Genomic DNA, 11,444 nt, shown 5'->3' with positions numbered 1-11,444 from the left:
CAGGGAGGGACGGAATGCCGCTGGAGATCAAGATTCTGGACTATGGCGATATTGAGCTGGAATCGAGCTTTCTGGTTCTCGGCCGTGATTGCGGCCGCACCCGCCGCGTCCTCACCCTCGGCTTCCTGATCCTCGGCGGCAAATATCCTGTCGTGGTCGATACGGGTTACCGCTCCAACCAGATCATGGAAACGCTGGGGATGCGCGGCCTGCAGTATCACGAGCACATGATAGAGAACCAGCTTGCGCGGCACGGCGTGCGGATGGGCGATGTTCGCTTCGTCTGCCACACCCATCTGCACATCGACCACGCCGGCAAGGACGATCTGTTTCCGATGAACACGACCGTCGTCCTCAACCGTCGGGAGCTTGAATATTCCGTGTCCGGGCTGATGCATCCGCAATATCCGGCGCCAGATATCAAGCATCTGATCGACCGTCTGCACACCAAGAGCGCGCTGCGCTTTCTCGATCTCGAGATCACGGGTCCGATCGAGCTGATGCCAGGCGTCTACTGCGACGCCGCGAATGCGCATACCGAGGGCTCGATGAACATCATCGTCGAAACCGCCGACGGCATCGCCACCATCTGCGGTGACGTCATCTATGATTTCAACGACCAGATCGTGACGCCCTTCAACGAGATCCACGACTGGGAGCCGCGCACCACCGGCAATCACGGCACCACCAAGCGCGCCGAGAAGGCCGCGATCAAGAAGCTGCTCAGTAGTTCGCGCTATCTGCTGCCGGTCCACGACCGTCCCGCCAGGATCGAAGGCGGCAACGTCGTCGGCCGGCTGCACGACCAGGTCCCCGGACCGATCGTGCAGTCCCTGCCCCAGCGCAACTGGTTTCCCGCCTAGACGCCAGAGGATGGACGATGACGCACGTCACCTTGCGCTCCGAATTCGAGACCCTGATCGATCCTTACGCACCGGTCGCGCAGATCGGCACCGGTTTTGACTTCACCGAGGGACCGATCTGGCATCCGGTCGATCATTATCTGCTGTTCTCAGACATGCCGGGCGACGTGCGCCGGCGCTGGGATGCGCGGCGCGGCGTCGCCGAGGTCAAACGCCCGTCGAACAAATGCAACGGCATGACCTATGATGCCGAGCTCAATCTGATCGTTTGCGAGCACGCGACATCGTCGTTGATCCGCGAGCGGCCGGATGGGCGGCGCGAGGTGCTGGCCTCGCACTTTGGGGGGCAGGAGCTCAACAGCCCGAACGACGTCTGCGTGCACTCCTCCGGCGCGATCTATTTCTCGGATCCCTGGTATGGCCGCATGCCGGTCTATGGCGTCGAGCGGCCAAGGCAGCTCGGTTTCCAGGGCGTTTATCGCGTGGTGCCCGGCGCCGAGCCGAAACTGGTAATTGACCGCAATCTGTTCGACCAGCCGAACGGGCTGTGCTTTTCGCCCGACGAGAAACTGCTCTATGTCAACGACACCGCGCAGGCGCTGATCCGCGTATTCGACGTCAACGGCGACGGCTCGCTGTCGAGTTCGCGTGTGTTCGCGAGCGGCATCCGCTCCGAGCTCGAGCCCGGTCTGCCCGACGGCATGAAGTGCGACCAGCACGGCAACATCTGGGTCACGGCACCCGGCGGGGTCTGGGTCTATTCGCCGCGGAGCGAACTGCTCGGCAAGCTCCGCCTGCCCGAGCTCGTCGCCAACCTTACCTGGGGTGGGCCGGATTTCCGCACGCTGTACCTGACTTCGACGCACTCGGTCTATGCCATTCCCACCAAGGTCGGGCCGCGCCACGAGCCCTATATGAGCGGCAAGCGAGGCGGCGGCACAGCGGCCGCCGGCTCTGCTTCCGCTGCCCCCATCCTCGCCGATGGTGAGATGCAGCTCGACGCGCGACGCTGCGCCATGATCATCCAGGATCTCCAGAATGACGTCATCATGGACGGTGGCGCCTTTGCCGATTCCGGCGCGCCCGGACATGCGCGCCAGCAGCATGTCGTCGAGAATGTCCGCCGCCTCGCGGAATCCGCGCGGGCGCGCGGCGTCGCCGTCATCCATGTCTGGTTCGTCGTCGAGCCCGGCGCGCCCGGCGTGACGCTGAATGCGCCGCTGTTCGAGGGTCTCGTCGACAGCAAGGCAATGGTGCGCGGAAGCTGGGGGGCGGCACCGGTGTCGGGTCTCGAGCCGAGGCCCGGCGATTTCGTGGTCGAGAAGGTGCGAATGAGTGCTTGGGAAGGCACCAGGCTCGAAACGATCCTGAAAGCAACCGGTCGCGACATGATCATCAACACCGGCGCCTGGACCAACATGTCGGTCGAGCACACGGCGCGGACCGGTGCCGACAAGGGCTACTTCATGATCGTTCCTGAGGATTGCTGCTCGACCATGAATGCCGATTGGCACGCTGCGTCGATCAACTTCGCCATGCAGAACGTCGCCGTCGTGACCAAGGCCGATGCGGTCATCAAAGCGCTGGGATGAGCGGTGGCGAAGCTCCTGCACCTGTCCTGCTCGCCCGGCGACGACTCCTGGTCAAGCGCCGGCGCCCGCGTTTTTCTTGACGGCTTTCGGCGAACTCGGCCCGATTGGGACGTGGACGTCATGGATCTCTGGCGCGAGCGCCTGCCGGAGTTTTCGGGCCCCATTGTCGAGGCCAAATATGCACGGATGAAGGCGCAGGCCTTTAGCGACGCGCAGCGGGACAGCTTCGCGGAGGCCGAGCGGATGGCGGTGCGCTTGGCGCTTGCCGAGCGGGTGCTGATTTCGACGCCGATGTGGAACTTCGGCATTCCCTATAAGCTCAAGCAATGGTTCGACATTATCGTCCAGCCCGGGCTCACCTTTCGGTTCGACCCGTCCCTGGGGTATCTCCCGCTGCTCAAGGACCGACCGACCATCGTCATCATTGCCAGCGGCAGCGATTTCGCCACTGGAATGAACCGCGGGCGCATCGACATGGCAACGCCTTACCTGCGCGAAATTTTGCGTTTTGTCGGTATCAGCAATGTCCGTTTCATTCCGATCGGACCAACCATCGGACCACAACAGCCCATTGAGGCGGCCCGCGAACGCGCCCATCAACGCCTGGCAGCAATGGCCGCGAGCTTCTGATGGACTCCGCAAGCGACTCGAAGTTACGGCAGATTGTCCCGCAGAAAAATGTCGATGCGGATGCGCTCCTGGTCGGGGCTGATGGGCTCACCCGAACAATGCGCGAGCAGGACTCGCGCCGCAGACCGTGCCTCGTGGCCGGGATCCTGGTTGATGATGGCATCGAGCATGCCGCGGACCAGGAAACGCCGCGTGTATTGGGTCAGCTCATGGGCAATCCAGACCACTTCGCGCGCGCGTCCCGAAGCCTCGAGCGCGTCGGCGATGCCACGGTTCCCGGCGCCGCAGCAGTATATGCCGCGCAGATCGGGCTGGCGCGCGAGCAGTGCCGCCGTGAGCTCCCGCGTGCGCTCGCTATCATCGCGGCCCTCGATCACTGGCAGCGCGAGCAGGTTCGGATACTCGCTGGACAGGATCTGGTGGAAGCCGAATTGCCGTTCGGTGTGATCGCGCAGCGACAACGATCCCGCAATTACGGCAACCGTCCCCTTGCGACCATTGAGGAATCGCCCCATCAGCGTTGCAGCGGTGCGGCCCGCCGCGGGGTTGTCGATCCCGACATAGTGCAGGCGGCGCGAGCTCGGCGCGTCCGACACAAGGGTCACCACAGCGACCCCGCGCGCGGTGAGTTCGTCGATCGCGGCACGCACCCTGGGATGATCGAGCGCGATCACGGCGACGCCCTGATACGCCGGCGAGAGACTTTCCAGCGCGGCGGCGAGTACGTCCGGATCGAACACGTCAACACGGAGGATATCAATGAAGCCGCGCTGGCCGGCTAGCCAGTCCGCGGTGCGCTGGACCTGCTCGGTCAGGTTGGTCATGAAGCTGTTGCTACCGGTCGGCAGCACGAAGGCAAAGCGGAACGTCTGCCCCCGGGCAAGCCGAGCGGCCGCGACGTCGGCACGGTAGCCGAGCTTTGCCACCGCGGCCTCGACCCGCGCGACGGTCTTGGCGCGCACGCCCTCGCGCCGGTTGACGACGCGGTCGACGGTAGCGAGCGAAACACCCGCCGTGCGCGCGACGTCCTCGAGCGTGGCACGAAGCGCCGGCTGGGTCGCACCAGCATTCATTCGCGCGCCGCCCACAACATGCCACGGGTCATCAACGTCCGGATCTCCGGTACGTCGAGCTCGTAAGCGCGGTGGCCGAGCGAGGAATAGAACACCCTGCCCGCGCCGTATCGCTTCTTCCAGACCACGGGCATCACCACGCCCTCGATCCAGGGCGCGTGCTCGCCGGTGAAGGTCGTCGTCGCCAACACCTCGTTGGCGGGGTCGACATGCATGTAGTACTGCTCGGAACGATGCTCGAAACTCTTCAGGCCCTTCATGATGGCATCGTCCGGTTTCGTCAAGTCGACCTTGTAGTCGATGATGTTGCCGGGATGTGCAACCCACTGCCCACCGCACAGGAACTGGTAGTCGACGGACTCGCGGAACGCGTCGCCCATGCCGCCATGATGGCCGGCGAGCCCGACGCCGCTACGGACCGCAGCGCAGAGATTGAGCGCTTCCGCCTTCTCGATCTTGGACATGGTGTAGATCGGGATGATCAGTGACAGGTCGTGAATCGCGGGATCGGCGAACGCGGCGGTGGTGGTTTCGATCCGCACCTCGAAGCCTTCAGCCTTCAGCCAGCCGCGGATCATCGAAGCACAAAGATCGGGATCGTGCCCCGGCCAACCGCCCCATACAATCATTGCCTTGCGCATGTTTATGTCCTTAGTCGATCTGTCCGGTTTCACGCCCGGCCGGCAGCATCGCCGGCCGCTCGACGCGACTCTCGATCTTGATGCGTCGCCCTTCGTCGGCGGAGGTCTGGAACGCTTCCATCACCTCCAGCACGTGGAACGCGAGCGCGCCGCTGGCACGATGCGGCCGGCTGTTCAGTATCGCGGAGGCCATATCGGCGACGCCGATGGAACGGAACTCGCCATCGACATGACCGTGGGTCAGCGGCACCGGCTCCCAGTCGCCGCCGGTCTTGGCGATCTGCACCTCGCCGCCGAAGCGGTTCGGGTCCGGCACCAGCATGCTGCCTTTGTCGCCATAGATCTCGATCGGCGCATGCCGGTGCTTCGGCACATCAAAGCTCATCGCGATCGAGACGACCGCCCCGCTCTCGAATTCGAGCGTGCCGGCGACATGGGTCGAAACTTCGACCGGGATCAGCGTTCCGTTCATCGGCTGGCTGGTGACCAGCCGCTCGGATTTCGGACGCGCCGTCGAGCCCATCACGCTCGCCACCGGCCCGAGCAGCTGCACGAGATCGGTGATGTAGTACGGGCCCATGTCAAGCATGGGCCCGCCGCCGCGCAAATAGTAGAAACCCGGCGCCGGATGCCAGCGCTCGTGGCCGGGGCAGCCGAAGAACGCGCTCCCGGCCACAGGCGTTCCGATCGCGCCATCGTCGATCAGCTTGCGCGCGGTCTGGTGCCCACCGCCAAGGAACGTATCGGGCGCGCAGCCGACGCGAAGACCCTTTTGCGCGGCGAGATCCATCACCTTGCGGGCTTCCGTGACATTGATGCCGAGCGGCTTCTCGGAATGAACGTGCTTGCCGGCGTTCAACACTGCGAGGCTGACGTCGGTGTGGGCGAGTGGCACGGTGAGATTGATGACGACCTCGACGTCGTCTCGCTTAAGCAGTTGATCAACCCGCATCGCCGGCAACCCGAAGGCGGCGCCCTGCCGCTCGGCTGCATCGCTGCGCATATCGGCGAGCGCCTTGATTTCCATAACGGGGAAACGCTGCGCCGCCTTCAGATAAGCGGTGCTGATATTGCCGCAGCCGATAATGCCGATGCCGACTTTTCTCATTGTGATCTCCGTGAGGTGCCGTTCATCCCTTGACCGCGCCGGCGGTGAGGCCTGCGACGATGTGTTTCTGTGCCAGAAGAAAGAGAATGATCGTCGGCAGGATGGTCAACGTGATGAAGGCCAGGATCAGATGCCACTCGGACGAATACTCGCCCTGATAAACCATGATGCCGAGCGGCCAGGGATAGAGCGCGTCGGTGTTGAGCATCACCAACGGCAGCAGATAGGCGTTCCAGCTGTTGACGAAGGTGATGGTGCCGACGGTCGCCAGGATCGGCCGGGACAAAGGCAAGGTCACATAGCGGAAGAATTTGATATAGCTGCAGCCATCGACCAGCGCGGCTTCCAGCAGTTCGTACGGGATGTCCTTGAAGAAACGCCGCAGCAGCAACACGCTCATCGCAAGACCGAAGGCCGCTTGCGGCAGCGCAACGCCAAAATATGTATCGAGCAATCCGAGATCGCGCACCTTGATGAAGAGCGGCAGCACCGCTGTCGCGGCCGGAAACAGCAGGCCCAGCGTCAGGTAGCTCAGCAGCATCGAGCTGCCATAGAACCTGATATGGGCAAAGGTGAACGCCGCCATCGAGGCGACGATCAGGCTCAGGGCCACCGTGAGGGTCGAGATGATCAGCGAGTTGCGCAAGAGCTGCCAGTAACGTGCAGAGAACAGGATGTCGGCATAGTTCTGCCACTCCCAGTGACGTGGCAGGCCGAACGGATTGACGCGCAATTCTCCCAGGGATTTGAAGCCACCGAATAAGGTCGCGAGCAGCGGTACCAGTACGATGATGGCGACGACGGCGAGGAACAGCAGCTTGAACAGCATTGCAGGATCGAACGGCGCGCGAATGATCCTGGCGTTACTCATCGCGCATGAACCATCGCTTGTACGTGAAGGCAAAGGTCACGCAGATCGCGAACAGAATGACACCGATGGCGCTACCGTAGCCGACCCGCATGCGCGAGATGCCGTTGTTATAGAGAAAGCTCACCATCGTGTTCGAGGAGTCCGCAGGCCCGCCGCGCGTCAGCGGCATGACGAGATCGAACAGCTGCAGCGAGCCGACGATGGCGAAGAACACGGAGAGCCTTATCGTTGGATAGAGCAAGGGGATGACCACATGCCGCAAGGCTTGCGATCGGGTCGCGCCGTCGATGCGCGCCGCCTCGACCAGGCTCTTGTCGAGGCTCTGTAACGCGGCGATGAACAGCATCATGTGAAAGCCAAAGTATTTCCAGACGATCACGATCAGCACCGCCGGCATGGCCGTATCCGTCGATGCAAGCAGATGCGGAGGCTCGGCGCCGAAGCTGCGCCAGATCGAAGCCACAAGGCCGTAGTCGCCATCATAGACGAAGCTGAAGATCAGTCCGGTTGCGATCTCCGCCAGGATATAGGGCATGAAGAACAGCATGCGAAGCGCCACCGCCCCGCGAAAGCGCTCGGCGAGCATCACGGCCAGCGTGAGCGCAAGCGGCAGCTGGATGGCGAGCGAAACAGCGATGATCAGCCCGTTATTGCGCAGCGCGAGCCAGAAGGCGCGGGTCTCCAGCACAAAGCGGTAATTGTCCAGGCCAATCCAGTTGGTCGGCCTGCCGAACCCGTTCCAATTGAAGCCCGAATACCAGGCTGCTTCGCCGATCGGCAGCACAACGAACAGCGTGAACAACAGCAGCGCCGGCGGAAGGAACAGGACGAGCACCGTCAGCCTGCCGTCCCAACTCGGGCCACGGACCGCGACCTGCGGGACCATCTCGCCAGCGGCGCCGATCGCCGACACGCTCGCGGTCCGCCGCGCCACCCTCAGTTGCCCTGCTTCCACGCCGCCTCGATCGCCTTGGCAGCCTCTTGCGGGCTCATGCTGCCGCCGGCGATCTCGGCGGTGACGTCGTTGACGACGCGGCCGACCGACGGACCCAGGCTCTGGTCATAGAAGTTCTGGTGGTAGTCCGATTTCGCCAGATTGGCTGCGATCAGCTTCATGAAGGCGTTGTTGAAGCCAACGTCCGCGCCCTGCACCACCGGGATGATGAAGTTGCCGGCGGCAAGCCGCGTCTGCACCTCTTTGGAGACGAAGTATTTCAGGAAATCGACAGCCTCCTTCGGCGAGCCTTTCGTAACCAGCCAACCGGTGATGCCTCCGAGCGTATCGGTTGGCGCGCCCTTGCCGCCGGTCACGACCGGGAAGTCGAACCAGCAGATCTTGTCTTCGGTCATTCCGACCTTGTCGGCGGCGAGAGCGCGCTGCAGATGATAGACCGTGCTGATCGCGAGCGTCATCGCCGCCTTGCCGTCCCCGAAATAGCCGACCGCCTGCGGGTTCTTGAAACCAAGGAAGCCATTCTGGAACGGCTGGAGATCGACGAGTTGCTTGAACAGCTCGCCGGATTTCTGGAAGGTTTCCCCGGCGAAGCCGCCGTTCTCGCCGCGCAGCGCCGCATCGAACGCCGCCTTGCCGCCGATGCGCACCGCAAGATGGGTCCAGTAGAAGTGCAGTGGCCATTTGTCGGCGCCGCCGACCACGATTGGGGTCACGCCGGCGGATTTCAACGTCTTTACCGCTGCAAGCAGATCGTCCCAGCTCTTGATCCCGGCAGGATCGACCTTCGCCTTGGCCATCAATTCCTTGTTGCAGAGGAAGCCGACCTGCGAGAGCGCCGTGGGCAGACCATAAACCCGGCCGTTGCTGGTGAAGGCGGCGAGCGCCGCGGGTGTGAGATTGTCGCTGTAGCCCTTCACAGAATCGGTGATGTCGTCGAGCACGCCGGCCTCGATCTGCGTCTTCAGGACACCGCCCGCCCAGCTGTAGATGATGTTGGGCCGGTCTTTGGATTGCAGGATGGTCGGCAGCTTGGCCTTGTAGGCCTCGTTCTCGAGGAACTGCATCTCGACCTTGACGCCCGGATGCGACACCTCGTAAGCGCGCGCCACCTCCTCCCAGATCTTCACCTGGGCCGGGTTGGCCTCGATGTGCAGCCACTTGACCGTCGTTTCGGCCGCAGCGAGTTTCGCTCCGAGCAGGCATGCGACAACGGCCAGTCCCAGTTTCCCGAGCAGTCTCATCACATACCTCCCAACGGCTCTTATTCTTTGGTGCAATCCTGCCTTCGATTTTTGAGGTACGCAACTGAAATTCTGATCTATGCACCTCACGAAGGAGGTCGCTAAGGTGCGCGGGAGAATCGGGCCGCGCGTCGTGCTGCCCCAACACAAATCGAGGGATATCCATGGCTGCCGTTTATTCCGACCTCGCCGGCAAGGTCGTTCTCGTCACTGGCGGCGCATCAGGAATTGGCGCTGCGATCGTGCGGCGTTTCGCACAGCAGAAATCCAATGTCGTGTTCTTCGACATCAATGTTGACGCGGGCCAATCTCTGGCACGCGAGCTGTCGGATCAAGGTCTTAGCGCGCGCTTCATGCGTGTCGACTTGACCGATATCGCCGCGTTGCGTGCCGGTGTCGCGGACGCGCGCAACGTGCACGGCGCGATCAACATCCTCGTCAACAATGCCGCGCATGACGAGCGGCACAGCACCGAGGAAATGACGCCGGAGCATTGGGACAACCGCATCGCGGTCAACTTGAAGCACCAGTTCTTTGCTGCGCAGGCCGTGTTGCCGGACATGAAGGCGGCGAACGCCGGCGCCATCGTCAATTTCGGCTCGGTGTCCTGGATTGCCGGACAAGGCGGCATGGCGGCCTACACCGCCAGCAAATCAGGCGTCATCGGTCTCACGCGCTCTCTGGCGCGCGATTACGGCGCCTACAACATCCGCGTGAACGCGATAGCGCCGGGATGGATCATGACCGAGCGCCAGCTCGATAAATGGATGACGCCACAGGCCGAGGTCGAGCTGATGCAACGACAATGCTTGAAGCGCAAGCTCATGCCGGACGAAGTTGCGAAGTTCACCATCTTCCTCGCTTCCGACGAGGCTTCCGCCTGTACAGCCCAGCACTACATCGTCGATGGCGGCTGGGTCTGAGGCGGACCAGGCTAGATCGTGCATCGGCGCGCCGCTACTTTGCCAGGCGGAACTTCCCGCCTTCGACCTTGATCAGAAAGGCCGAGCGCTCATCATAGCCGTTGTGATCGGCCTTGCTCATGTTCGACAGCCCGTTGTTGAGATAGATGTTCTGCCCTCGCTCGAGTGCGTCCCGCAGGGCCGCGCGAAATTCGGCTGTGCCAGGCTTTGCCATCTTCAGCGCATCCGGTGCGGCTTTTCCGATCAGCGCGACCACATCCCAGAGGTGAGCAGCAAACATGTTGGGCTTTTGCCCGTTCGCCGCTTCATACGCGGTCACGAACTCCTCCGTCGAGCGACGGAACGGATCTCCCGTGGGAAGATCGGCGGCAATGGTAAAAGCCTCGCCCGCAAATACCGCACCTTCGACGTTCGCGCCACCGAGCTTGATGAACTCCTCACTGGCCACGCCATGTGTCTGAAATATTTTCCCGGCGTATCCGCGCTCGCGGAGCGCCTGCTGCGGCAAGACCGCCGGAGTTCCTGCGGACGCAATGAAGACGGCGTCGGGATTGGTCGACATCACCTTCAGCGCCTGACCGGTGACGCTGGTGTCGGCTCGCGCATAGACCTCATGTGTGGTTACGGTCAGCCCCAACGCGGGCGCGAGGCGGCTCACCTCCTTGTAGTAGCCCTCGCCGTATCCATCCGAAACGCCGATATAGCCGAGCGTCTTCACGCCTGATGTCGCGATATGCTTGAGGATGGCGGCAGCCATGAGGTCGTCATTGGGAACGACCTTGAAGGCCCAGGCGCGCTTCTCATCCATCGGTTGGACGATGGCGGTAGCGGCAGCGAGCGACAGCAGCGGCGTCTTCGATTCAAGCGCGACATCCAGCATCGGCATGGTCACCGGCGTCAGAGAGGAGCCGACCAGCACGTCGACCTTGTCCTGGATCACCAGCCGGCGTGCGTTCTGGACCCCTTTGGTCGAATCCGACTCGTCGTCCAGGACGATATAGGTGACCTTCTCTCCACCGATCTCTTTCGGAAGAGCTGCAACCGTCTTGAGCTGCGGCTGCCCCAGTGCGGATCCCGGGCCACTCGCCGAAATCACGATTCCAATCTTGATGTCCGCGTGAGCCGCATGTCCATAAAGGACGCAGGCCACAAGAAGCGAGGCTCGCGCGAAACCGATCTTCATGTCCTGTTCCTCCCTGTCCGCTTTGATGACTCCGGACGCCGCCGTTCGAGCTTGCACCGCTCCCCAGGGCGCACCGTCGCTGCTCAGAAGGCATGTCGCCCGACATAGGCGCTTCCTCCTGCGGTCCCGAGCAACCGGGCGGACCATGCTAAGCGGATCGCAGCAACGTGTCTGTCCCTAGCGTTAGGGACAAGACATAGATGCCGAACCGGAATCTCGAGCTAGGCGGACGCACCGCCGCGTTCTCGCGGCGCAATCGCCCGAGCTTTGCTTGGTCACTCCACCCTCTTGTCCAAGAGGGCGCAGGGAAGGCCGGGTGCTGACCTCGCACCCGCGGTCCGCTGCGCGAAAAGCACACGCAGGA

Annotated in this window: 11 protein-coding genes; 4 read left to right on the top strand and 7 right to left on the bottom strand. The window is 62.8% G+C overall.

Annotated features, from left to right (window positions below):
- Positions 1–14: 14 nt before the first annotated feature.
- Genes AC0L3S_RS03955 through AC0L3S_RS03945 form a run of 3 tightly spaced genes read left to right on the top strand, consistent with a single transcriptional unit; the run spans position 15 to position 3,085 of the window.
- Positions 15–863: an MBL fold metallo-hydrolase gene (locus AC0L3S_RS03955; RefSeq protein ID WP_473278146.1), complete on the top strand. Its 849-nt coding sequence runs from the start codon at positions 15–17 to the stop codon at positions 861–863.
- A 17-nt stretch (positions 864–880) separates the two neighbouring features.
- Complete coding sequence (locus tag AC0L3S_RS03950; protein ID WP_473278145.1) at positions 881–2,455, top strand: isochorismatase family protein; 1,575 nt, start codon at positions 881–883, stop codon at positions 2,453–2,455.
- A gap of 3 nt (positions 2,456–2,458) precedes the next feature.
- Entirely contained in the window at positions 2,459–3,085 is a 627-nt protein-coding gene (locus AC0L3S_RS03945) for an FMN-dependent NADH-azoreductase (protein ID WP_473278144.1), read from the top strand.
- A 23-nt stretch (positions 3,086–3,108) separates the two neighbouring features.
- Here AC0L3S_RS03945 and AC0L3S_RS03940 read toward each other — a convergent pair whose 3' ends face one another.
- The 6 genes from AC0L3S_RS03940 to AC0L3S_RS03915 are packed head-to-tail and all read right to left on the bottom strand — an operon-like array spanning position 3,109 to position 8,974.
- Positions 3,109–4,158, bottom strand: a complete 1,050-nt coding sequence (locus AC0L3S_RS03940; RefSeq protein ID WP_473278143.1) for a LacI family DNA-binding transcriptional regulator — start codon at positions 4,156–4,158, stop codon at positions 3,109–3,111.
- Positions 4,155–4,799, bottom strand: a complete 645-nt coding sequence (locus AC0L3S_RS03935; protein WP_473278142.1) for a ThuA domain-containing protein — start codon at positions 4,797–4,799, stop codon at positions 4,155–4,157. The genes AC0L3S_RS03940 and AC0L3S_RS03935 overlap by 4 nt, the downstream gene beginning before the upstream one ends.
- Before the next feature lie 10 nt (positions 4,800–4,809).
- Positions 4,810–5,907 carry a Gfo/Idh/MocA family protein gene (locus AC0L3S_RS03930; protein ID WP_473278141.1) on the bottom strand — a complete coding sequence of 366 codons (1,098 nt, stop codon included), beginning with the start codon at positions 5,905–5,907 and terminating at the stop codon, positions 4,810–4,812.
- Between the two features lie 22 nt (positions 5,908–5,929).
- Positions 5,930–6,736, bottom strand: coding sequence for a carbohydrate ABC transporter permease (locus AC0L3S_RS03925; RefSeq protein ID WP_473278370.1), 807 nt, complete (start codon positions 6,734–6,736; stop codon positions 5,930–5,932).
- A gap of 34 nt (positions 6,737–6,770) precedes the next feature.
- Positions 6,771–7,712 carry a carbohydrate ABC transporter permease gene (locus tag AC0L3S_RS03920; RefSeq protein ID WP_473278369.1) on the bottom strand — a complete coding sequence of 314 codons (942 nt, stop codon included), beginning with the start codon at positions 7,710–7,712 and terminating at the stop codon, positions 6,771–6,773.
- A 2-nt stretch (positions 7,713–7,714) separates the two neighbouring features.
- Positions 7,715–8,974, bottom strand: a complete 1,260-nt coding sequence (locus tag AC0L3S_RS03915; protein WP_473278140.1) for an extracellular solute-binding protein — start codon at positions 8,972–8,974, stop codon at positions 7,715–7,717.
- Positions 8,975–9,138: 164 nt separating this feature from the next.
- Here AC0L3S_RS03915 and AC0L3S_RS03910 point away from each other — a divergent pair, with 164 nt between their 5' ends.
- Positions 9,139–9,897, top strand: a complete 759-nt coding sequence (locus tag AC0L3S_RS03910; protein ID WP_473278139.1) for an SDR family NAD(P)-dependent oxidoreductase — start codon at positions 9,139–9,141, stop codon at positions 9,895–9,897.
- Positions 9,898–9,931: 34 nt separating this feature from the next.
- Here AC0L3S_RS03910 and AC0L3S_RS03905 read toward each other — a convergent pair whose 3' ends face one another.
- Positions 9,932–11,080, bottom strand: a complete 1,149-nt coding sequence (locus tag AC0L3S_RS03905; protein ID WP_473278368.1) for an ABC transporter substrate-binding protein — start codon at positions 11,078–11,080, stop codon at positions 9,932–9,934.
- Between the last annotated feature and the right edge of the window lie 364 nt (positions 11,081–11,444).

The sequence above is a fragment of the Bradyrhizobium sp. Ken01 genome (assembly GCF_055807355.1).
Note: the sequence above shows the minus strand (reverse complement) of the source record. Positions and strands in the feature narration are given on the sequence as shown.